22 protein-coding genes and 2 riboswitches are annotated in these 21,985 nt (G+C 67.9%); of the genes, 13 read left to right on the top strand and 9 right to left on the bottom strand.

Features of this window, described 5'->3' with window-relative positions; genetic code table 11:
• Nucleotides 1–73: 73 nt before the first annotated feature.
• The gene (locus tag ACGLHS_RS03465; RefSeq protein ID WP_093237223.1) at nucleotides 74–1,771 is read left to right on the top strand and encodes an electron transfer flavoprotein-ubiquinone oxidoreductase; all 1,698 of its coding nucleotides are present in this window, start codon (nucleotides 74–76) and stop codon (nucleotides 1,769–1,771) included.
• Here the strand turns inward: ACGLHS_RS03465 and ACGLHS_RS03460 are convergent.
• The 4 genes from ACGLHS_RS03460 to ACGLHS_RS03445 form a co-directional block, all read right to left on the bottom strand.
• Complete coding sequence (locus tag ACGLHS_RS03460; RefSeq protein ID WP_394476850.1) at nucleotides 1,756–2,028, bottom strand: hypothetical protein; 273 nt, start codon at nucleotides 2,026–2,028, stop codon at nucleotides 1,756–1,758. The genes ACGLHS_RS03465 and ACGLHS_RS03460 overlap by 16 nt on opposite strands.
• 215 nt (nucleotides 2,029–2,243) lie before the next feature.
• The gene (locus tag ACGLHS_RS03455; protein WP_093237217.1) at nucleotides 2,244–2,483 is read right to left on the bottom strand and encodes a hypothetical protein; all 240 of its coding nucleotides are present in this window, start codon (nucleotides 2,481–2,483) and stop codon (nucleotides 2,244–2,246) included.
• A 73-nt stretch (nucleotides 2,484–2,556) separates the two neighbouring features.
• Entirely contained in the window at nucleotides 2,557–2,835 is a 279-nt protein-coding gene (locus tag ACGLHS_RS03450) for a hypothetical protein (protein ID WP_394476848.1), read from the bottom strand.
• Nucleotides 2,836–2,925: 90 nt separating this feature from the next.
• A complete protein-coding gene (locus tag ACGLHS_RS03445; RefSeq protein ID WP_394476846.1) occupies nucleotides 2,926–3,795 on the bottom strand; it encodes a hypothetical protein in 870 nt (289 codons plus the stop codon).
• A gap of 167 nt (nucleotides 3,796–3,962) precedes the next feature.
• On the opposite strand from ACGLHS_RS03445, the gene denD reads away from it, so the two are divergent.
• The 4 genes from denD (at nucleotide 3,963) to ACGLHS_RS03425 (ending at nucleotide 7,908) form a co-directional block, all read left to right on the top strand.
• Complete coding sequence (denD, locus tag ACGLHS_RS03440; protein ID WP_394476844.1) at nucleotides 3,963–4,982, top strand: D-erythronate dehydrogenase; 1,020 nt, start codon at nucleotides 3,963–3,965, stop codon at nucleotides 4,980–4,982.
• Between the two features lie 45 nt (nucleotides 4,983–5,027).
• A complete protein-coding gene (locus ACGLHS_RS03435; RefSeq protein ID WP_394476842.1) occupies nucleotides 5,028–6,002 on the top strand; it encodes a TRAP transporter substrate-binding protein in 975 nt (324 codons plus the stop codon).
• 90 nt (nucleotides 6,003–6,092) lie between these two features.
• On the top strand, nucleotides 6,093–6,605 hold the full coding sequence (locus ACGLHS_RS03430) for a TRAP transporter small permease (protein ID WP_394476840.1): 513 nt from the start codon (nucleotides 6,093–6,095) through the stop codon (nucleotides 6,603–6,605).
• A gap of 10 nt (nucleotides 6,606–6,615) precedes the next feature.
• Nucleotides 6,616–7,908: a TRAP transporter large permease gene (locus ACGLHS_RS03425; RefSeq protein WP_093237211.1), complete on the top strand. Its 1,293-nt coding sequence runs from the start codon at nucleotides 6,616–6,618 to the stop codon at nucleotides 7,906–7,908.
• Between the two features lie 12 nt (nucleotides 7,909–7,920).
• On the opposite strand, the gene ACGLHS_RS03420 is transcribed toward ACGLHS_RS03425, so the two are convergent.
• Entirely contained in the window at nucleotides 7,921–8,700 is a 780-nt protein-coding gene (locus ACGLHS_RS03420) for an AraC family transcriptional regulator (RefSeq protein WP_394476838.1), read from the bottom strand.
• Nucleotides 8,701–8,795: 95 nt separating this feature from the next.
• Between ACGLHS_RS03420 and ACGLHS_RS03415 the strand changes: the two genes are divergently transcribed.
• From ACGLHS_RS03415 to gcvP, 6 genes are all read left to right on the top strand, one after another.
• Nucleotides 8,796–9,989, top strand: a complete 1,194-nt coding sequence (locus ACGLHS_RS03415; RefSeq protein ID WP_394476836.1) for an MFS transporter — start codon at nucleotides 8,796–8,798, stop codon at nucleotides 9,987–9,989.
• A 92-nt stretch (nucleotides 9,990–10,081) separates the two neighbouring features.
• Nucleotides 10,082–10,606, top strand: a complete 525-nt coding sequence (locus ACGLHS_RS03410; protein ID WP_394476834.1) for a hypothetical protein — start codon at nucleotides 10,082–10,084, stop codon at nucleotides 10,604–10,606.
• Between the two features lie 126 nt (nucleotides 10,607–10,732).
• On the top strand, nucleotides 10,733–11,296 hold the full coding sequence (locus ACGLHS_RS03405; RefSeq protein ID WP_394476832.1) for a hypothetical protein: 564 nt from the start codon (nucleotides 10,733–10,735) through the stop codon (nucleotides 11,294–11,296).
• 34 nt (nucleotides 11,297–11,330) lie between these two features.
• A riboswitch (glycine riboswitch) is annotated at nucleotides 11,331–11,421 on the top strand.
• A 12-nt stretch (nucleotides 11,422–11,433) separates the two neighbouring features.
• A riboswitch (glycine riboswitch) is annotated at nucleotides 11,434–11,545 on the top strand.
• A 47-nt stretch (nucleotides 11,546–11,592) separates the two neighbouring features.
• The gene (gene gcvT / locus ACGLHS_RS03400; protein WP_394478161.1) at nucleotides 11,593–12,765 is read left to right on the top strand and encodes a glycine cleavage system aminomethyltransferase GcvT; all 1,173 of its coding nucleotides are present in this window, start codon (nucleotides 11,593–11,595) and stop codon (nucleotides 12,763–12,765) included.
• Between the two features lie 63 nt (nucleotides 12,766–12,828).
• On the top strand, nucleotides 12,829–13,200 hold the full coding sequence (gene gcvH / locus ACGLHS_RS03395; protein ID WP_093237207.1) for a glycine cleavage system protein GcvH: 372 nt from the start codon (nucleotides 12,829–12,831) through the stop codon (nucleotides 13,198–13,200).
• 128 nt (nucleotides 13,201–13,328) lie between these two features.
• Nucleotides 13,329–16,238 (top strand): aminomethyl-transferring glycine dehydrogenase, encoded by a 2,910-nt coding sequence (gene gcvP, locus ACGLHS_RS03390; protein WP_394476830.1) that lies wholly within the window; start codon nucleotides 13,329–13,331, stop codon nucleotides 16,236–16,238.
• Nucleotides 16,239–16,343: 105 nt separating this feature from the next.
• On the opposite strand, the gene ACGLHS_RS03385 is transcribed toward gcvP, so the two are convergent.
• Both ACGLHS_RS03385 and ACGLHS_RS03380 read right to left on the bottom strand, forming a co-directional pair.
• Nucleotides 16,344–17,246 (bottom strand): DUF3014 domain-containing protein, encoded by a 903-nt coding sequence (locus ACGLHS_RS03385; protein WP_394476828.1) that lies wholly within the window; start codon nucleotides 17,244–17,246, stop codon nucleotides 16,344–16,346.
• A 115-nt stretch (nucleotides 17,247–17,361) separates the two neighbouring features.
• On the bottom strand, nucleotides 17,362–18,474 hold the full coding sequence (locus tag ACGLHS_RS03380) for a DUF2855 family protein (RefSeq protein ID WP_394476826.1): 1,113 nt from the start codon (nucleotides 18,472–18,474) through the stop codon (nucleotides 17,362–17,364).
• Between the two features lie 50 nt (nucleotides 18,475–18,524).
• On the opposite strand from ACGLHS_RS03380, the gene ACGLHS_RS03375 reads away from it, so the two are divergent.
• Complete coding sequence (locus ACGLHS_RS03375; protein WP_394476824.1) at nucleotides 18,525–19,145, top strand: TetR/AcrR family transcriptional regulator; 621 nt, start codon at nucleotides 18,525–18,527, stop codon at nucleotides 19,143–19,145.
• Here ACGLHS_RS03375 and ACGLHS_RS03370 read toward each other — a convergent pair.
• Both ACGLHS_RS03370 and ACGLHS_RS03365 read right to left on the bottom strand, forming a co-directional pair.
• On the bottom strand, nucleotides 19,120–19,797 hold the full coding sequence (locus tag ACGLHS_RS03370; protein WP_394476822.1) for an alpha/beta hydrolase: 678 nt from the start codon (nucleotides 19,795–19,797) through the stop codon (nucleotides 19,120–19,122). The genes ACGLHS_RS03375 and ACGLHS_RS03370 overlap by 26 nt on opposite strands.
• Before the next feature lie 12 nt (nucleotides 19,798–19,809).
• Entirely contained in the window at nucleotides 19,810–20,862 is a 1,053-nt protein-coding gene (locus tag ACGLHS_RS03365; protein WP_394476820.1) for an NAD(P)H-dependent flavin oxidoreductase, read from the bottom strand.
• 101 nt (nucleotides 20,863–20,963) lie between these two features.
• Here ACGLHS_RS03365 and ACGLHS_RS03360 point away from each other — a divergent pair, with 101 nt between their 5' ends.
• The gene (locus tag ACGLHS_RS03360; RefSeq protein WP_394476818.1) at nucleotides 20,964–21,932 is read left to right on the top strand and encodes a hypothetical protein; all 969 of its coding nucleotides are present in this window, start codon (nucleotides 20,964–20,966) and stop codon (nucleotides 21,930–21,932) included.
• The last annotated feature ends 53 nt before the right edge of the window (nucleotides 21,933–21,985 follow it).

Here is a 21,985-nt window from a genome sequence, read left to right as displayed (position 1 = left end):
GTGGACGCCGCATAAAATGCCCCGCAACCCGGGATGCCCCGCGCCTCGAAAAATCATTATCGACCCAACCCACATGACCCACGACGAAATCCTCGCCCAGTTCGGCCCTCGCGAAGCCATGGAATACGACGTGGTCGTGGTCGGTGGCGGCCCGGCCGGCCTCTCGACCGCGATCCGGCTCAAGCAACTGGCCGCGCAGCACGAAAAAGAGATCTCGGTCGTGGTGCTCGAGAAGGGCTCCGAGCCCGGCGCGCACATCCTGTCGGGCGCCATCATGGACCCGCGCGCGCTCAACGAATTGCTGCCCGACTGGAAGGAACTGGGCGCGCCGCTGAACCAGCCCGTGACCGACGACGCCATGATGTTCTTCGGCGAGAAGTCGGCCGTGCGCACGCCCAACATGTTCCTGCCGGCCTGCTTCCAGAACCACGGCAACTACATCATCAGCCTGGGCGCCTTCACCAAGTGGCTGGCGCAGCAGGCCGAGAACCTGGGCGTCGAGATCTTCCCCGGCTTCCCGGCCGCCGAAGTGCTCTACAACGAAGACGGCTCGGTGCGCGGCGTCGCCACCGGCAACATGGGCGTCGGCAAGGACGGCGAGCCCACCGAGAACTTCCAGCTCGGCATGGAGCTGCTGGGCAAGTACACGGTGTTCGCCGAAGGCGCGCGCGGCCACCTGGGCCGCCAGCTCATCGCGAAGTACAAGCTCGACGCCGGGAAAGACCCGCAGTCCTACGCCCTCGGCGTGAAGGAGGTGTGGGAGATCGACCCCCAGCGCCACCAGCCGGGCTTCGTCATGCACTCGGCCGGCTGGCCCATGAAGAGCGACACCTACGGCGGCGCCTTCCTCTATCACATGGAAGACAACAAGGTCACGCTCGGCTTCATCACCGGCCTGAACTACAGCAACCCCTACCTGAGCCCGTTCGAGGAAATGCAGCGCTGGAAGCTGCACCCCAACATCCGCTGGTACCTCGAAGGCGACGAGGCCAAGGGCATCAAGCCGGCCAAGCGCATCGGCTACGGCGCGCGCGCCATCACGGCCGGCGGCCTGATGTCGCTGCCCAAGACGGTGTTCCCGGGCGGCGCGCTGGTCGGCTGCGAGGCCGGCTACCTCAACGTGAGCCGCATCAAGGGCAGCCACGCCGCCATCAAGACCGGCATGCTCGCGGCCGAAGCTGCCTTCGACGCCGTGACGGCCGGCCGCCAGCACGACGAACTGACGGCCTACCCTGCCGCCTTCGAGAAGAGCTGGCTGCACACCGAGTTGAAGAAAGCGCGCAACTTCAAGGCCTGGTTCCAGAAGGGCCTGGGCATTGCCACGGTCATGAACGGCGTCGAGCAATGGCTGCTCAAGGGCCACATTCCATGGACGCTGCGCCGCACCAAGGCCGACCACCTGTACCTGAAGCCCGCGTCGGAGTGCAAGCCCATCGTCTATCCGAAGCCCGATGGCAAGCTCACCTTCGACCGCCTCTCCAGCGTGTTCATCAGCAACACCAACCACGAAGAGCAGCAGCCGGCCCACCTGACACTCAAGGACGCGACGGTGCCCGTCAACGTCAACCTGGCCAAGTTCGCCGGCCCCGAAAGCCGCTACTGCCCGGCCGGCGTGTACGAGTTCGTGGGCACCGAAGACGGCAAGCAGCGCCTGCAGATCAACGCGCAGAACTGCGTGCACTGCAAGACCTGCGACATCAAGGACCCAACGCAGAACATCGTGTGGGTCACGCCCGAAGGCGGTGGCGGTCCGAACTACGTGGGGATGTGACCCACTGAGGATCGTGAGCTGACGAACTGCTTGGCCCGCAGCCTGGCGCGCGCAACCGCCGCGTCGGGCGAGGGCTGCTGCATGATGACCAGCGACCCTCTGCGCAGGCCATCGAACGCAATCTCGGCCACGCCGGCATAGCTGCCGCCGGCGGTTTGCCGGAAGTGGAACGCACACGACCAGCCACCGCGCAGATCGACGGAGATTGCCGTCGCATGCGGACGCGGCGCGTCATCGCTCCAAGGGGAACCGGGCACAGAGATTTCCTTGTCGTTGAATCGCGAGGAGGTCGATCGCGGATCGCGGGCCGACGGCCCGGCGCGTCCTGCAACACCAGCACCCGAAGCCCATCTGTCGAAAGATGAGCGGGCACAGCGACGCTGCCTGCGTTTTGCGCGCGCCAGTTTCGCTCAGCGGCGAACGGGGCGCATCCCCTGAACAGGGTATCTGGGCCGCCTGAACCGGCGCCGGCTCAGGCGCTCGCGACGAGCTTGCGCGCGATCAGGCCGGCCACGACGGCGCCAGCCACGGCACCGGGCAGCGAGAAGCCCGCGCCCGCCAGGCCGGCAAGCGCCCCGGCGCATCCGCCCAGGAAGATCCAGGAGAGCAACGCCCGCCTGCGCCGATAGCGCGGCGAAGGCTTCTGGGCAAACATGCCGTTCGCCACGAGCCACGCCACGGCGATGAGCCACAAGACCACGACCGTGAACATGCCGGATTGCTTTCCTGTCGATGAAAGTCAGTCGAACGGGCCTGGCGCTAGGCAGGCGATGTGAGCCGTCGTGTCAGTCGAGGTTGGGAAAGCCGCTGCGCGGCAGTTCGACCCGCTCGCCCGGCGCGGGCATGCCGTTCTCGGCCACGGTGATCGCCACCGCTTTCGCGATGAGGTTGGCATGGGAGGTGAAAGACTCGATCATCTCGTCGTCGAAGTCCATGCTCGAACCCGCCAGGTCCGAGAGGATGTCGATCGGCACCAGGAAGAGCCCTTGCGCACCGTCGGTGCTGGCCGTGAACTGCACGCCGTCGGGGGACGCCTGCATGCCGGTCATTTCAACTTTGCTCATCAACGGGTCCTTTGGGAAAGGAAAAACGAAGGCCACGGGCGTGGCCCGCGTCGAGCATGCCACACAGCGTCTCTTCGATCCTTCAGCCCGTCATGCCTGCGCCGGCCCGATGCGCTCGTACTTCGTCACGCAGTGCAGGCCATGCCCCTGCTCGGCGACGAAGAGGCTTCCGTCGGCCGCGCCCCACAGGCCATGGCCGTACACGCCGAAACTGCGGAAGCGGCCACGCACCACGCCCGACATGTCGAGGCGGGTCACGCGCGGCGCCTGCTCGGTGACGAACACATCGCAGCCATCGGACCAGATGTCCATCGGGCGCAGCAGGCCGGTCCATTGCGCGAGGTAGCGCCCCTCGCGGTCGAAGAGCTGGACCCTGTCGTTGTCGCGGTCGCACACGGCCACGCGGTTGTCGGCCAGCACCCACACGCCGTGCGGCGTGGAAAACTCGCCCGGCCCCTGCCCCACGCCGCCCCATGTGCCGATGTGCTCGCCACCTGCCGAAAAGCGATGCACGCAGGCGTTGCCGTAGCCGTCGCTCACGTAGATCTCGCCATCGGGCGCCACCGCCACATCGGTCGGGTGATTGAAGGGTGCGCCCCAGCGCGGCGTGTTGAAGCCACCCAGTTCGAAGCGCGGCTTCAGCGACGCATCGAGCGCCAGCACCTGGTGCGCGTCGTACGACACCAGGTAGACGTTGTCCGCCGCATCGATGAACAGGCCATGGCCGCTGGTCAGCCGCGGGTTCTCGTACACCTCGTCGAGCTCGCCATCGGCGCGGTAGATGAGCAACTGCGGTGCCGTGCGCTGGAGCACGAACACGCGACCCCGGCTATCGAGCGCCAACTGGCTGATGACGCCGACGGCACCGCGCGGCGACGGCTTCTGCCAGGGCCGCACCATGCGGTAGTTCGACTTTCCGTCGGTCATGAAAAAGACGGGTTCTTCAGCGGCGTGGTTCATGGCGGGGTTGTGCGGTGCGCGGGCAGGCGGGTGGCGATGGTCCGAGACTAATGAGACGGCGGCCCGCCGTCCAAACAGTTTTTCTTGTGGCACGAGGGCAGTTTTTCTTGATGCCGCACGAATCCCGCGAGCGCACTTATCCTCGTCGTTCACAGGAGACAAACCGCATGCACATCGTCATCACCGGCGGCGCCGGCTTCCTCGGCGCACGCCTGGCCCGCACCCTGCTCGCACAGGGCCGGCTTTCCCTCGCGGGCGCGCCCGCCCGGTCCATCGACCGCATCACGCTCGTGGACCGCGCCCCGCCGCCGCCCGACCTTGCCGCCGACGCGCGCATCACCGCGATCACCGGCGACCTCAACGCACAGCTCGCGGCCGATGCCGACCCGACGGTCTGGCGCGAAGCCGATGCCGTCTTTCATCTGGCGGCCGCAGTCAGCGGCGAATGCGAGGCCGACTTCGACCTCGGCATGCGCAGCAACTTCGCCGCCACGCACGCCCTGCTCGAAAAGCTGCGCACGCTCGGCACGAAGCCGGTGCTGGTGTTCGCCAGCTCGCTCGCCGTGTTCGGCGATTCGCCCGAGCAGCCGCTGCCAAAGGTGATCGAAGACCACACGCTGCCGACGCCGCAGACCAGCTACGGCATCCAGAAATTCATCGGTGAACAGCTGGTGGCCGATTTCACGCGCAAGGGCTTCGTGCGCGGGCGCAGCGTGCGCCTCATGACGGTGAGCGTGCGGCCGGGCAAGCCCAACGGCGCGGCCTCGGGCTTCTTCAGCGGAATGATCCGCGAGCCGCTGGCCGGCCTGCGCGCGGCCTGCCCCGTACCCGACGAAACACCCGTGGCCATTGCCTCGCCGGCCCGCACCATCGAAGGCATCGTGCGTGCGGCCGAAGCCAGCGATGCGCAATGGGGCCCGCGCACCGCGCTCAACCTGCCATCGCTCGCCACCACGGTCGGCGCCATGGCCGCGGCGTTGGAGCGCGTGGCCGGCAAGGCAGCCACCGCCCTGCTCGACCGCACGCCCGATCCGGCCATCCAGCGCATCGTGAAGACCTGGCCGGGCCACTTCCAGACCGCGCGCGCCCATGCGCTGGGCCTTGCGGCCGACGAAAGCTTCGAGGCCGTCATTCGCGAGTACGTCCGTGAAAATCCCGACGCGGTGAAGCTCCCGGCTGTTGCATAGTCCAGTGCGCCTGACGCGCACCTGACTACAAATCCCGGAGATACCATGAAAATCGGCCACATCGCCGCCGCCTGCCTTTCGCTCGCCCTGGGCACTTCTGCCTTTGCCCAGCAACCGACCGTCCTGAAGATCGGCTACGCGACCTCCAAGGAGTCGCACTACGGCGTCGGCTCCACGGTGTTCTGCGAAGAGGTCGAGAAGAACACCCAGGGCCGCTTCAAGTGCCAGCACTTCGCCAACTCGGCGCTGGGCGGCGAGCGCGAGCAGATCGAGGCGATCCAGTTCGGCACGCAAGACCTGCTGAACACCTCGACGGGCCCGGTCGGCAACTTCGTGCCCGAGGTCAAGATCGTCGACATCCCCTTCCTGTTTCGCGACTACGACCACGCACGCAAGGTGATGGACGGCCCCATCGGCCAGGACATCCTGACCAAGTTCCCGAGCAAGGGCATCGTCGCGCTGGCCTGGACCGAGAACGGCTTTCGCCACATGACGAACAGCAAGCGCGACATCGTCAAGCCCACCGACGCGGCCGGCCTGAAGATGCGCACGATGGAAAACAAGGTGCACATGGACGGCTACCGCACCTTCGGCATCCTGCCCACGCCCATGGCCTTCCCCGAGCTGTTCGGGGCGCTCCAACAGGGCACGGTCGACGGCCAGGAAAACCCGATCCCGGTGATCCTGTCCTCGAAGTTCTCGCAGGTGCAAAAGCACCTGTCGCTCACGGGCCATGTCTATTCGCCGGCGTTGCTGCTGCTGTCGCCGAAGGTCTGGAACAAGCTCTCGGATTCCGACAAGAAGGTGTTCACCGAAGCCGCGAAGAAAGCCGCCATCGCCCAGCGCAAGAAGGTCAACGACGACGAGAACAACGGCATCGCCCAGCTCGAGAAAGACGGCATGAAGGTCACGCGCACCGTCGACGGCGCCGCTTTCCGCGAAGCACTCAAGCCTGCCTACGTGGGCTACGCCAAGGAGTTCGGCGCGGACAACATCAAGAAGATCTCGGACGTCAGGTAAGCCCGCGCGACGCCGACTTTCCGCCCCCGCGCCCGGCCCGCTTCAGTGCGCCGGGCGCTTCGTTTTTCCGACCGAACCGAGAACACCCCCGTGCAAGCTTTCGAGCGCTACTTTCTTGCCGCCAACCGCTGGGCGCTGATCCTTCTGCTGGCCGCCATGTCGGTCATCATCTTCACCAACGTCGCCTTGCGCTACCTCACGAACCAGTCGCTCGAATGGGCCGAGGAGGTGTCGCGCCACATGATGATCTGGCTCACCTTCCTGGGCGCCGGGCCGGTGCTGCGCTACGGCGGCCACATCGCGGTCGAGAACCTGCAGGACGCGCTGCCGCAAAAGGCGGCCATCGCATTGCGCGCCGTCGTGGCCGCACTGCTGTTCGCGTTCTTCGGCTTCATGGTCTGGTATGGCTGGCTGTACATGCAGCGCACCATGTTCCAGCTCACGGCCGTGACGCAGATTCCCTTTGCCTACATCTACAGCGCGATGCTGATCGGCGGCGTGCTGCTGATCGTGCACTGGCTGCTGGTGGTGCGCGGCTACGTGCTGCGGCGCGAGTTCGCGTCGGACGCGCATTTCGACGCCAACGCCTCGGCGTCGCTGTAAGGAGACGACCATGGATGCCAGCATTGTCCTGATCGTTTCCGCCTGCGTGTTCCTGGCCATCGGCGTGCCGGTGGCCTTCGCGCTCGGCCTGTCCACGGCCGCCACGCTGATCCTGGCGGAGAACTACCCGCTGCTCGTGCTGCTGAAGGAGACCTTCACCGGCATCGACAGCTTTCCGCTGATGGCGGTGCCCTTCTTCATTCTTGCGGCCGAGCTGATGAGCGGCGGCTCGCTCACCGAGGTGCTGCTGCGCTTTGCGGGCCAGTTCGTCGGGCACCGGCGCGGCGGCATGGGCTATACCAACGTGGTGTCGCTCACCTTCTTCTCGGGCATCTCGGGCTCGGCGCTGGCCGATGCGGCAGGGCCGGGCTCGATGCTCATCAAGATGATGGACAAGGCCGGCTACGACCGCTCGTACGCGGCGGCGCTGACGGCCTCGACCGCGATCGTGGGGCCGATCATTCCGCCCTCGATCATCATGATCATCTATGCGCTGCAGGACGAGACGGTCTCGGTCGGCACGCTGTTCGCGGCCGGCATCCTGCCGGGCATCCTGATCGCGGTGGCGATGTGCGCGGTGAACTTCCACATCTCGAAGAAGCGCAACTACAAGGGCGATGGGCAAACGCCGCCGCTGCGCGAGATCCTGCGCACGACGTGGAAGGCGATTCCCGCAATCTTGCTGCCGGTGGTCATCCTGGGCGGCATGCGCGCCGGATGGTTCACGCCGACCGAGGCCTCGGTGGTGGCGGTGTTCTATGCGCTGGTGTGCGGCAAGTTCGTCTACCGCACGCTCGAATGGAAGGCGCTGCCCGACATTCTTTCGCGCTCGGCGTTGCTGTCGGCCTCGGTGCTGATCATCATCGGCCTGTCGGCCTCGTTCGCGTGGATTCTCACCATCGAGGGCATCCCGCAGCAGATGGCCGAATGGCTGGTGGGCATGAACCTCTCGCCGTGGATGTTCCTGATCATCGTCAACGTGTTCCTGCTGCTGTTCGGCATCTTCATCGAGCCGCTGCCGGGCGTGATGGTGCTGGCGCCGATCCTCGCGCCGGTGGCCATGAAGCTGGGCGTCGACCCGGTGCACTTCGCGATGATCGTGATCTTCAACCTCACGCTGGGCATGATCACGCCGCCGGTGGGCGGGCTGCTGTTCGTGACCTGCAACGTGTCGAAGGTGCCGATGTCGGCACTGGTGAAGGAGCTGGTGCCCTTCCTGTGGGCGCATGGCGCGGTGCTGCTGATCCTGACCTTCGTGCCGGCGCTCAGCACTTGGCTGCCGCACGCGCTCGGGTTCAAGTAGCGGGGCGGTGGCTCATTCGCCTTGGTGCAGGTAGAGGCTCGGCGGCACGCCGAGCGTGCGCCGGAACATCGCGGTGAAGGCGCTGGGGCTATCGTAGCCGTGCGCCAGCGCCACTTCGAGAATCGACGCGCCCGCCGCCAGGCGGGGCAGGCTCAAGAGCAGCCGCGCCTGCCGGCACCACGCGCCGAAGTTCATGCCGGTCTCGCGCTGGAACAGGCGCGCCAGCGTGCGCGTGTTCATGTGCAGGCGCAGCGCCCAGTCGTCGAGCGTCGCGGGCAGCGACGGGTCGCGCACCAGTTCTTCGCACAGCACCGCCAGCCGGGCGTGGCGCGGCATCGGCACGTGCAGCGACAGCGCGGGCGCGGCCTCGATCTCGTCGAGGATCAGCTCCATCACACGCTCGTCGCGGCTGCCGGGCGCGTAGTCCAGCGGCACCGACACGGCCGTGACGATCAGTTGCCGAAGCAATGCGCCGACGTGGATCACGCGGCACTCGCTGCCCAGGTCCGCGCGCGTGCCGGGCTCGACGAAGACGGTGCGCATCTTCACCTCGCCGGCCATGCGGATCTGGTGCTCCATGCCCGGCGGCACCCAGACGCCGCGGCCGGGCGGCACCACCCAGCTGCCGGCCACGGCACTGACGATCATCACGCCCGAGATCGCGTGGATGAGCTGGCCGCGCCGGTGCGTGTGCGGCGGAATGAAGGCATCGCCCTCGGGGTCGGTCGCCAGCACGGCGACGGCGCGCGGCGTCGATTCGCCTTGCTCGGGTCGCAGATTGAGTTTGTCCATTTCTCGACGATGCTTGTGGATTCGTAGCGAGAACATCTTCGCACGGCTTCCTACGATGCCTTTCCACTCGGAAAACCAATCAAGGAAGCGATCGAATGAACAAGCGCCGACTCGGGCTGCTCACCGGCACCCATGCCGTCAATGACCTCTACCAGGGCCTCGTGCCCGCCCTGCTGCCCTTCATGGTCCTGGAGCGCGGCTACAGCTACACGGCCGTGAGCGGCCTGATGCTGGCGGCCACTGGCCTGTCGAGCGTGGTGCAGCCGCTGTTCGGCCTGTACGCCGACCGCCATCCGCGCAGCTGGCTGGTGCCGACGGGCTTTCTGGTGGCGGCACTGGGCGTGGTGCTGGCGGGCCTGAGCCAGAGCTACCTGCTGACCTGGATCGCGGTCGCGCTGTGCGGGCTGGGCATCGCGGCCTACCACCCGCCCGCGACGGTGGCGGCCCGCGCGGCCGGCGGCGCCTCGCAGAAGGCGATGAGCGTGTTCTCGGTGGGCGGCACCATCGGCGCCTCGTTCGCGCCCTTGCTGGCAGCCACGGTGGTCGGCGGTGGCGGCCTGTCGCACAGCTACCTGCTGGGTGTGCCGGCACTGGCGATGGGCGTGGTGTGGGTGGTGGCCAATGCGCGGGGCGGTGCCGGCGCCGCGGCGGCGGCCCTGGCCCGCAAGCAGGCCGGCAGCGAGGTGCTGAAGCCGCACAACGACTGGCGCGCCTTCAGCCTGCTGGTCGCGACCATCGTGGGCTGGTCGATTCCTTACGTGACGGTGCTGTCGATGCTCTCACTGCGCATCACCCGCGACCTGCACGGCACGACCTTCCAGGGCGCCGCGGCACTCACCGGCTTCACGGCGGCGGGCGCTGTGGGCGTGCTGCTGGGCGGCTGGCTCGGCGACCGCATCGGCCGCATGGGCACGATCCGCAGCGGCTATCTGCTCGCGCTGCCGGCGCTTGCGGGCCTCGTGCTCGCACCGACGGCCGGCTGGGCGTTGGCCTGCACCGCGCTGCTCGGCCTGAGCATGTTCCTGCCGTTCGCGGCACAGGTCACGCTGGCGCAGGACTACCTGCCGCGCAACCCGGCCACGGCCAGCGGCATCACGCTCGGGCTGGCGCTGTCGGTGGGCGGGCTGGTGTCGCCGCTGTTCGGCATGCTGTCGGATGCGCGCGGGCTGGGCGTCACGCTGACGGTGGTGCTTTGCGTGCTGTGCGTCGCGACGGTGCTGGCCTTGCGGCTGCGCAACCGGGCACAGGTGATTGCGCCGGTCGAACTCGACGGGGCCGCCGCGGCCTGAACGGCATCGATTCGATTCGGCCCGGGGCGGGTTCGCTGCCAGAATCGGCGTCGCACTCGACGCTGATAACTGACAAAGAGGGAAACCGCGCCATGAATCGATTCGTCACCTGTCTTCTTGCCGGGGGCCTGCTCTCCACGGCAGCCCTTGCCGCCGCACCGGCGGCACCTGCTGCAGCGGCCGCGCCCGCGGCGCCTGCCGCGCCTGCCGCAGCACCGGCTCCGGCAGCACCACCCGCCGCAGCCCCTGCGGCAGCCCCCGCGGCGCCACCCACCGCGGGCATCGCCGAAGTGGAAACCGCCGTGCGCGCCTGGGCTGCAGCCTGGTCGGCCCGCGACGTGGACCGCTACCTTGCCGCCTATGCGCCCGACTTCACGCCGGCCCGGGGCAAGGACCGCAAGCGCTGGGAAGCCGATCGCCGCGCCCGCATCGCGAGCAAGTCGAAGATCAGCGTGACCATCGACGACCTCGTCATCAGCGTCAGCGGCCAGACCGCCAGCGCGCGCTTCAAGCAGATCTACCGCGCCGACAGGCTGAACCACACCGACCGCAAGACGCTGGAGCTGCAACGCGTGGGCAACCAGTGGCTGATCCGCAAGGAAAGCGTCGGCGCCTGATCCGCACCGGGGAAGCAGGTGGCAATCCCCCTTGTAAATTCCCTTTCTGTAAGGGGAAAAGGTTCATGAAGATGTCACCACTTGCAACGATGCTCCAGCCTTCGATCTCCGAAAGCTGTGGCTGCCATGTTTCCCACCAAGACCGACAAGGCGCGCGACGAACTCCAGGGCGGCCAGCGCACGCTCAGCCAGCGTGAACGCGCGCTGCTTTTGATGGCCGACGGTCGGCGCTCGCTGACCGACTTCAGCCCGCTCTTCACGAACCGCGGCGAAGCCGAGCAGGCGATCCAGGCCCTGGTGCAGCGGGGCTATCTGGAAGACCCGGCGGCCGCCGCCGCAGCCGCCGCACAAGCGGCAGCCCAGGCCGCCGCGGCCGCGCAGCCCGCTCCCCTGCCCGCCGCCGAACCGATCCGCGTCGCCACCTCCACCGACACCTTCGACGGCAAGCGTTCGCTGGCCACCACGCGCATGTTCCTGTTCGACATCTGCGAGCGCATGTTCGTGCGGCGCGACCCCAAGTTCGCGCTGCAGATGCGCGACGCCCTGCGCGAGGCCCGCGACCGCGAAGCCATGCTGACCATCGCCGCGCTGATGCTCACCGAAATCGAGAAAAGCGCCGGCGCGGAGCGGGCCGAATCGCTGCGCGAGCGCATCGACAAACTGTTGCCGCCGGCCGAGGTCGTGCACTGAAACCCGAAGCCCCGGCCCGCGCGATCCACTACACTCGCCCGGGTCAGGAGAGAGCCCCGCGCGACGGGGCCGCCGAAGGCGCAGGGGTTTCCCGAACGCTCAGGCAAAAGGACTGACAAGGCGCCGGTGAAAGCCGGCGTTTCCTTGCTGGAGAGAGGCCATTGCATGCATGCATTGCACCGGCCCACCGAAGGAGCAAACCCCGATCGTGGGGCGAATCTCTCAGGTAAAGCGGACAGCAGGGGTGGCCCGTGGCGTTGCAGCCATGGATTTCGACTGCCCCTTTGGAGTGCCTCCTGGTGACTTCCTCCGCTTCCGCCGCCCCGCTTCTCAAGACGCCGCTCTACGACCTGCACGTGGAGCTTGGCGCCCGCATGGTCCCCTTCGCCGGCTACTCGATGCCGGTGCAATACCCCGCCGGCCTGATGGCCGAGCACAAGCACACACGCGATGCGGCCGGCCTGTTCGACATCTCGCACATGGGCCAGTTGCGCCTCATCGGCCCCGACGCCGCAGCCGCCTTCGAAACCCTGATGCCCGTCGACGTGATCGACCTGCCCGCCGGCAAGCAGCGCTACGGCCTGCTGCTGAACGACGAAGGCGGCATCCTGGACGACCTGATGTTCTTCAACGAAGGCAATGGCTCGATCTTCGTGATCGTCAACGGCGCCTGCAAGGTCGACGACATCGCCCACATCCAGCGCAAGATCGGCGCGCGCTGCGAGGTGCAACCGCTGCCCGACCACGCGCTGCTCGCGCTGCAGGGCCCGCAGGCCGCCGCCACGCTGGCGCGCCTGTCGCCCGGCATCGAGCGCTTCGTGTTCATGACCGGCGGCGCGGTGCAGATCGGCGGCATTGCTGCCTTCGTCACCCGTAGCGGCTACACCGGTGAAGACGGCTTCGAAATTTCGGTGGCGGCTAAAGACGCCGACGCCCTCGCCCGCCTGCTGCTGGCCCAGCCCGAGGTCAAGCCCATCGGCCTGGGCGCGCGCAATTCGCTGCGGCTCGAAGCCGGCCTGTGCCTGTACGGCAACGACATCGACACCACCACCACGCCGGTCGAAGCCTCGCTCAACTGGGCGATGCAGAAGGTGCGCCGCGCGGGCGGCGCGCGCGAAGGCGGCTTTCCGGGTGCGGCCAAGATCCTGGCGCAGCTCGCCGCAGCCACCGCGGGCGCCGCCGGCCACACCGACCACGACACGCTCAAGCGCAAGCGCGTCGGCCTCGTCGCCCTCGAACGCATCCCGGTGCGCGACGGCACGCTGCTGCAATCTTTCGAGGGGCATGACATCGGCATCGTCACCAGCGGCCTGCTCGGCCCGACGGCCGACCGCTGCATCGCCATGGGCTATGTGGCCACCGCCTTCGCCGAACCCGGCACGCGCGTGCAGGCCATCGTGCGCGGCAAGCCCGTGCCGATGGAAGTCTCGACCATGCCCTTCGTGCCCACCCGCTACTACCGCGGCTGAGCAACGGCAGACCCGGCTAGGCTCTGCACCCCGATCATCATTTTTTCCACGAGGAGTTTTCTCATGAGCATCAAGTACACCAAGGACCACGAATGGGTCTCGGCCGAAGGCGGCTCCGCCACGGTCGGCATCACCCTGCACGCACAGGACGCGCTGGGCGACGTGGTGTTCGTCGACCTGCCTGAAGTCGGCAAGACCTTCGCGCAGGGCGAAGTCGCCGGCGTCGTCGAATCGGTCAAGGCCGCCGCCGATGTTTTCATGCCCGTGTCGGGCGAGATCACCGAAGTCAACGAAGCCCTGCGCGCCGACCCGTCGCTGGCCAACAGCGACCCGCTGGCCAGCGGCTGGTTCTTCAAGGTCAAGCTGAGCGAGCCCGCGCAACTCGACGCGCTGCTCGACGCCGCCACCTACGACAAGTTCGCCGCCGAATCCTGAAAATGCGCGCCCCCCGGCTTGCCACTTCGTGTGCTGTGCTCTTCCCCACGGGGAAGGCAAGGCCCGCGTCGGGCCAGCCCGGCGGCGACCGCTGAGTCTTTTCTTCCTTAACGCCGATCCATCACGCCATGCCGATCCCCGCCCTTCCCTCTTTGCAAGAACTAGAGAACGCCGAAGAATTCCTTGCCCGCCACATCGGCATCGATGCGGCGGACGAGGCGCGCATGCTGCCGGTGATCGGCTCGGAAACGCGCGCGGAACTCATCGACGGCATCGTGCCCGCGGCCATCCGCCGCGCACGGCCGATGCGCCTGCCCGCACCGGTGACCGAAGCCGATGCGCTGGCCGAACTGAAGGCGTTGGCGTCGAAGAACAAGGTGTTCAAGAGCTTCATCGGCCAGGGCTACTACGGCACGCACACGCCCGGCGTGATCCTGCGCAACGTGCTGGAAAACCCCGCCTGGTACACCGCCTACACGCCCTACCAGGCCGAGATCTCGCAGGGCCGCATGGAAGCCCTGCTCAACTTCCAGACGATGGTGTGCGACCTGACGGGCATGGCCATCGCCAACGCCTCGATGCTCGACGAAGCCACGGCCGCCGCCGAGGCCATGACGCTGGCCAAGCGCAGCGTGAAGAGCAAGAGCAACGTCTTCCTCGTGTCGGGCGACTGCCATCCGCAGACCATCGAGGTCATCAAGACGCGCGCCGCGCCGCTGGGCATCGAGGTCAAGGTCAGCACCGTGTCGGAAACGCTGCCGCACCTGATGGTGAGCGGCGCCTTCTTCGGCGTGCTCGCGCAGTACCCCGCCACCACCGGCCACGTGCACGACCTGCGCCCGCTCGCGGGCCATGCGCACCAGTGCGACGCCGCCTTCATCGTCGCGGCCGACCTGCTGGCGCTGACCTTGCTCGCGCCCCCGGGTGAATGGGACGCCGACATCGTCTGCGGCACCACGCAGCGCTTCGGCATGCCGCTGTGCAACGGCGGCCCGCACGCCGCCTACCTGGCCTGCCGCGACGAGTTCAAGCGCTCGCTGCCGGGCCGCCTCGTCGGCGTGAGCGTCGACACGCACGGCCAGCCCGCCTATCGCCTGGCATTGCAAACGCGCGAGCAGCACATCCGCCGCGAGAAGGCCACGTCCAACATCTGTACCGCGCAGGTGCTGCCGGCCGTCGTTGCCAGCATGTACGCCGTGTACCACGGGCCCGATGGACTGACGCGCATCGCGCAGCGCGTGGCCGCGCTCACCGCCATCCTCGCGCAAGGCCTCGTGCAGATGGGCCGCGAGCCGGTCAACAGCACCGCCTTCGATTCGCTGACGATCCGCACCGGCGACGACACGCCGAAGATCATCGAGCGTGCCCACGCCGCCGGCGTCAACCTGCGCCAGCGCCTGCAGCAGCACCTGGGCATTTCGCTCGACGAGACCAGCACGCGCGCCGACGTCGAAACGCTGTGGGCGCTGTTCGTGCCCGCTGGCACGCCGATGCCGCGCTTCGACGACCTTGCCGGCAACGCCACGCCGCTGATCCCCGAAGACCTGCGCCGCACCAGCGCGTTTCTCACGCACCCGGTGTTCAACACGCACAAGAGCGAAACCGCGATGCTGCGCTACATCCGCAGCCTGTCCGACAAGGACCTCGCGCTCGACCGCAGCATGATCCCGCTGGGCAGCTGCACGATGAAGCTCAATGCGACCAGCGAGATGATTCCGATCACCTGGCCCGAGTTCGCGAACATCCACCCCTTCGCACCGGCCGACCAACTGCAGGGCTATGCGCAGCTCGACGCGCAGCTGCGCGCCTGGCTGTGCGAGGCGACCGGCTATGCGGGCATCAGCCTGCAGCCCAACGCCGGTTCGCAGGGCGAGTACGCGGGCCTGCTGGCCATCCGCTCCTTCCATGAAGCCAAGGGCCAGGGCCATCGCAACATCTGCCTGATTCCCTCGTCCGCCCACGGCACCAACCCCGCGAGCGCCCAGATGGTGGGCCTGCAGGTGGTGGTGACGGCCTGCGACGCGCAAGGCAACGTCGACATGGACGACCTGAAGCGCGCCTGCGAGAAGCACAGCGCCAACCTGGCGGCCGTGATGATCACCTACCCGAGCACGCACGGCGTGTTCGAGACCCGCGTGAAAGAACTGTGCGAGCTGGTGCATGAGCACGGCGGCCGCGTGTACGTCGACGGCGCCAACATGAACGCGCTGGTCGGCGTGGCCGCGCCGGGCGAGTTCGGCGGCGACGTGAGCCACCTGAACCTGCACAAGACCTTCTGCATTCCGCACGGCGGTGGCGGCCCCGGCGTCGGCCCGGTGTGCGTGGTCGAAGACCTCGTGCCCTACCTGCCGGGCCATGCAACGGCCGGCGTCGCATCGAACGGCGTGGGTGCCGTGTCGGCTGCGCCACTGGGCAATGCTGCCGTGCTGCCGATCAGCTGGATGTACTGCCGCATGATGGGCGCCAAGGGCCTGCAGGCCGCGACCGAAACCGCCATCCTGAGCGCCAACTACATCAGCGCGCGCCTGAAAGACCACTACCCCACGCTGTACGCGAGCCCCAACGGCCATGTGGCGCACGAGTGCATTCTCGATCTGCGCCCGCTGAAGGACACCAGCGGCGTCACTGCCGAAGACGTGGCCAAGCGCCTGATCGACTACGGCTTCCACGCGCCCACGCTGAGCTTCCCGGTGCCCGGCACGTTGATGGTCGAGCCGACCGAGAGCGAGCCGCTGGCCGAGCTCGACCGCTTCATCGACGCGATGATCGCCATTCGCGGCGAGATCCGCCGCATCGAAGAAGGCGTCTGGCCGAAGGAAGACAACCCGCTCAAGCATGCACCGCACACCGCGGCCAGCCTGCTCGGCACCGAATGGTCGCACCCGTACTCGCGCGAACTCGGCGCGTTCCCGCTGGCCGAACTCAAGCTGGCCAAGTACTGGCCGCCGATCGGCCGCGTCGACAACGTCTATGGCGACCGCAACCTGTTCTGCAGCTGCGTGCCGGTGGGCGACTACAAGGAAACCGAAGAAGCTTGAGGCCGACGACCCCGCGGACCTGCTGACCCGCCGCGCACACGCGGCGCGGTCACTCCGCCGGGTGCAGCCATCGCCATCTCCGTGGAGGCGATGGCCGAAGCAGCATCACTGCTTCTTCTTTTTGGCGATGTCCGCCGTGGCGATCTGCTGGCGCAGCCCCCGCAGGCTGGCCTTGACCTTGCGCTCGTTCTCCGGGCCCAGGCGCACCATGATCTTCTGGCCGGAAGACAGCGACTCCAGCTTGGGGTCGACATACTCGTAGCGCACCCACGGCCGCGTCGAAGGCACGTCGCCCTTCACCTCGATCAACCGGACCTGCACCGGGCCCGAAGGTTCGGGCGCTTGCAGCAGGTGGTCGATGACCGCGATGAGCCGGTCGTTGAAGTAGCGGCCCGGGTAGCCCAGCTCTTCGTACGCCTGCTGGAACAGCGGATAGAGCTTGGCGTACACCGCCGCCGCCTTCGCCGGATCGACCGATTCGGCCAGCAGCACGATGCCGTTGTAGCGCGCGCCATTGCTGGCCGCGATGGTCTGCGTGCCGCCCTGCGGCCCCTCGGTGATGAAGCGCTGGCTCGTCGGCTGCACCGGCCACGCACTGGCGGGCGCGTGCTCGCGCGTGAGGTTGTCGATGGTGGCCACAAAGCGCCGCACCATGTCATCGGAGCGCAGGAAGGTGCTCGCGTTCTTGCCGCCGAGCAGTTCCGACAGCGCCTTCATCACGCGCGAATCGGATTCCGCGAGCTTGGGCAAGGCCGCATCGGGCGGCGCGAGCGCATCGACCGGGTTCTGCGGGCCGGTGGGTTCGGCGGCCGGCGGTGGCGCGGGCACATCGTTCGGTGCGGCCGCGACCGGCGCCGGTTCGGGCGGCTTGACCTGTTGCTGCTGGTACCAGCGCCAGCCGAAGAAGGCCGCCGCCAGCACCAGCAGGGCGATGACGACGATGGTCCCCATCGGGGCCTCGCGGCGAGGTCTGAATTCGGGGGCGTCGCGCGTGTCGCTGTCGGACATGGAGTCGGTTCCTTTTGCGAAGGCTGCAGTGGCAGACGGGCTATGGTGCACCAATAACGGCCGCACCACGGCCGTGTCCTCGTAACGCACTGTGACGCGCCGACCGCGCGGAAGTTCAGCCGATCGCGATGACGTGCGCCTCGCGCGGATCGACCTTGCCCGCATGCAGGTTCGCGATCACCGCCTGCGCATGCGCGAAACCTTCGCCGCGCACCAGCGTCATCCAGCGGTTGCCGGGGCGGCTCAACTCGGCGATGAAGTTGCCCTGCGCTGCGTTGAAGCGGCGGTTGACCTCCTCCGGGCCCCAGTCGGCATTCCGCTTGCGGATCTGCACGGGCGCAAAGTACAGCTGGGGCGTCGGGCCGGGCAGCGCATCGGTGTTGCCGAGAAACTCGGTCTTCTGCGCCGAGCCCGCATAGCAGTCGTACACCAGCGCGTCGCCGAAGTGATGGTGAATGGTGGCGCGCAGGTCGTCGTTGCCCGAAAAGTCGACATAGAGCGTGGGCACGCCGGCCGGCAGCGACGTGATCTCTTCGTAGCTCAGAGTGCGGTCGTAGCAGCCCAGGCCTTCAACGAACGCGCGGTTGCCTGCCGAAGTGGCAGCGATCAGCTGCAGGCCCTCTCGCTTGTCGAGGCAGAACGCCGTGCCGAAGGCCGTCTTGCTCGATGCGCTCGACACCACCACCTGTTTGGCGCCGAAGAAACCGTTGTCTTCCAGAAAGTCCGCCAGCATGAACGAGGTGATGAAGAGCGGGCGCACCAGCATCTGGTAGTTCTCCAGCTCGGCGACGTAGCCCGCGTCGTTGCTGCAGCGCATGTACTGGTTGTAGGCCGACACCAGCTCGCTGCGGTGCGCCGCACCGTCGTAGAAGCCGCGCGCCGTCACGCGCACCGGCTGCATGCGCAGGTGGCTCGCGATCGGAAAGTAACCGTAGAAGCGCTCGCCCACCGCCACGCCTTTCACGTTCGATGCCGCCACGTCGGCAAAGCCCCAGGCCGGCATGTGGCCCCAGTCGGCATTGCCGGTGGGAAAGAACTGCCAGTACTTCATCACCGCGTCACCGAAGGCCGCGTAGGTGATGTTGTTGGTGGTCAGCGAGAAGCGGCCGATCTTCATCAGCACCTCGCCGGGCTGCAGCGTGCCGTCGTCGGGCGTGGTCAGCACACGGGTCGTGCCGAGTGCGTTCTTGCGCGTTTCGAGGCGGGTTAAAGTGAATGCGTTGTTCATTCGCAAACTGTATGGCGCCCCGTCCCGCGACGGGTTCGGAAAACCAGTCGATGCCCGCCGCACCCCGCTCCAAGCCCCTGAAACGCCCCACGCAGGCGCGCGGCAAGTTCACCGTGCAGGCGATCTACGACGCCTTTGTTCGGATTTGGACGGCGCACGGATGGGAGGGCGTGACCACCCGCGCCGTGGCGCTCGAAACCGGCATCGCCGTCGGCACGCTCTACGACTACTTTCCCGACAAGGAAGCCCTGCTCTCGGGCTATGTGCGCCATTGCATCGAAGCGCTGCTCGCGCGCATCGATGCCGAAGTGACGGCGCCCACCGACCTCGCGTGGCGCGAACGGGTGCAACGGCTGGTGCGCCTGACCTGCGATGCGCAGCTCGAAGGCCTGCCCGCGTTCGACCACGAGATGCTGATGCTCGAACACCGCGTGGCCGAGCCCAAGCACCACCGCCGGGTGTACGACGAACTCGCGGCGCGCTGGCTGCAGGCTTTCGCGGCCTGCAAAGACCTGCAACCGCCGCCCTCGCCCGCCACCATCCATGCACTGCTCACTGCCGCCTGGGGCGGCCGGCGCTACCGGCTGCTGGTGCAGCCCGAGGGTGACGGTTGCGACGATTGGGTCGGCGAGATGCAGGCGATGGTCATGGCGCGCCTGCTGGCGCGCTGAGCGACTGCAGCCACGCCAGCGTGCCCTGCAGCTCGGCCGGGCGGATCTCGTGCGCGCCCGGAAAATCCGAGCCCGACAACGCCAGCGGCAGCGTGCGCGCCAGCTCGCGCGTGGCCTGCGCGGCGCTGGGCGGAATCACGTTGTCGGCGCTGCCGTGGCTCACCCACAGCGCCTTGCCCTCGAAGGCTTCCGGCGGCGCGATGTGCGGCACCACCTGCGACAGCAGGCGGCTGTGCCACACCATCGCGGCACGCACGCTCGCAGGCTGGGTCAACAGCAGCGACAGCGCCATGATCCCGCCCTGGCTGAAGCCGCCGACCACGATGCGCTCGGCCGGCACGCCGAGTTGCTTGCCGGCCGAGGCGATCATTTCGCCGATCAGGAAGCGGCTCTCGCGCTCCTGCTCTTCGTTGATCTGGCGCTCGCCATTGGCCAGTATCTGGAACTCGAACCACGCATAGGCATCGGGCGACAGCACATAGGGCGCGCGCAGGCTCAGCACATGGAACTGCGGCGGCATCAGGCGCGCCAGCCCGAACAGGTCCTGCTCGTTGCTGCCCACGCCGTGCATCAGCACCAGCAGCCAGGGTTCGCGCACCTGGGGCTGCGCGGCGTGTTCCAGGAACTTGAGGGGCAAATGAAGTTGGGTCATGGGGCGCTTTATTCAGAGCGATGTGGAAAAGCCTTGCGCCAGCGCGCGCGTCACTTCGGCCGCCGGCACCTCGCGGCAGCCCGTGGCGTTCTGGCCCGACCACAGCGGAGAAAAATCGCCGCTGCCCTTGGCCTCGGCCTTGGCGCGCAGCGGCGCGATGGCCGAGGTGGCCAGCGGAAACTCCGGTGCCGCTGCGCCGATGGGCCCCAGCTCGCGCATCACGCGATTGACGATGCCGCGCGCCGGCCGGCCCGTGAACAGGTTGGTCAGCGCCGTGTGGCGCGCAGCCTCGCTCTTGAGCGCCGCGCGGTGCGGCACGCTGGTCGTGGCTTCGGGCGTCAGCATGTAGGCGGTGCCGACCTGCACGCCCGCGGCGCCCAGCGCCATCGCCGCGGCCACGCCATTCGCATCGGCGATGCCACCGGCCGCGATCACCGGCAGCTTGATGGCGCGCACCACCTGCGGCAGCAGCCCGAAGGTGCCGAGCTGCTTCGTCAGGTCGTGCGAGAGAAAGTGCCCGCGATGCCCGCCCGCTTCGAGCCCTTGGGCAATGACCGCATCGGCGCCATGCGCTTCGAGCCACAGCGCCTCGTCGACCGTGGTGGCCGATGCCAGCACCTTCGCGCCCCAGCCGCGCACCTGTGCCAGCAGCGCCTCGGACGGCAGCCCGAAATGAAAGCTCACCACGCGCGGCTTGAACTCGGCCAGCAGGTTCGCCACCTCGGCGCTGAAGGGGTTGCGACCTGGCCCGGTGGGAATGCTGGTCGCGTCGATGTCGAACTCGGCGTAGTACGGCGCCAGCGCGGCACGCCACGTAGCCTCGCGTTCGGCGCTCGGCTCGGGCGGGGTGTGGCAGAAGAAGTTGACGTTGTAGGGCTTGTCGGTGCCGGCGCGGATCGCGGCGAGTTCGCTGCGCATGGTGTCGGCGCTCAGCATGGCGCCGGGGAGCGAACCGAGTGCGCCCGCATTGCTGACCGCCACCACCATCGCACTGCCTTGCACGCCGGCCATCGGCGCCTGGATCAAGGGGAGTTCGGTACCGAGAATTTGCTTCAGCGTCGTCATGCGAAAGGTTCCTTGTGTGTCGATGCCGGCCATTCTCCCGCCAAGCCGGTGGTCGCCTTGGCGGCGGGGTCATGCCGTTCGGCTTGGGCACAATTGCGGCCATGCACAGTCCGCCTGCCTTCCGCCCCGCCCTCTCGCGTGCCCTGCGCGCAGGCGCCATTGCCGCGCTCGTCGGCATGGCCGGCTGCTCCCAGGAAGACAGTGCCTCTTCCACCGCCACGGCACCCGACGCACCGGCCGCCCCCACCACGCAAGCCGCGCCCGCCCCCTCGGGCCCGGCCCTTGCGGCCACGCTCAAGCGGGGCGAACTCATGGCGCTGGTCTTCCCCGGCTGGGAAGACAAGGACGACAGCCGCAGCGGCACCGTGCAGCTGCCGGACATCGGCAACGATGGCAAGCCCGTGAAAGGCAGCGAAGGCGAGCAAGAGGCCGACATCACCCCGCGCGAAGTCGTGCGCCTGGACGACACGCACGCCGTGATGCTGACCGAGACCGTGCCGCTCGACGACCAGGGCCAGCCCATCAACGGCCATGTATCGGGCGCCTGGATCGGTGCCTACTTCTTCGAGCAAGGTACCGACGGATGGACGCTCGCCAAGCGCAGCGATGGCGTCGACTACCTCGGCTTCATGGGCAACATCGGCCAGACGAAAGTCGAGCGCATCGCGCCGCAGCGCTTCGTGCTGACCACCACCAGCGGCAGTTGCTGGCAGGGCAGCTGCGGCACCTGGTTCTCGGTCTACGAACTGGGCACGGGCACCGTGCATGAACTGGTCACCGGCATTCCGCTGTCGGCAACGAACAGCGGCGCCGACGAAGCCTGCGAACAGGTGCTGAAGAACGAACGCCCCGACACCCCGCCGCGCGGCAGCTGCTTCGACGTCGATGGCACGCCGGAGTTTGTGCTCGGCACCGACGACGAGCCGGGCGACATGCGCCTCGTGTTCAGCGGCGCGCAGACGACCAACGCCAGCAACCGGGTGCAGACCGTCGACCGCACCGTGGTCTACAGCTACCGCAAGGGCCGCTACGTGCCCGGCGATGGGCGCAACCCCGTGCCAGGGCTCTGACTGACAGCGCCTTCCGCGTCGCGATGTTCAGGGCGGGTGCGAACGATCGCTGA

This window comes from Variovorax sp. VaC1 (assembly GCF_043658315.1).
Taxonomy (GTDB): domain Bacteria; phylum Pseudomonadota; class Gammaproteobacteria; order Burkholderiales; family Burkholderiaceae_C; genus Variovorax.
Note: the sequence above shows the minus strand (reverse complement) of the source record. Positions and strands in the feature narration are given on the sequence as shown.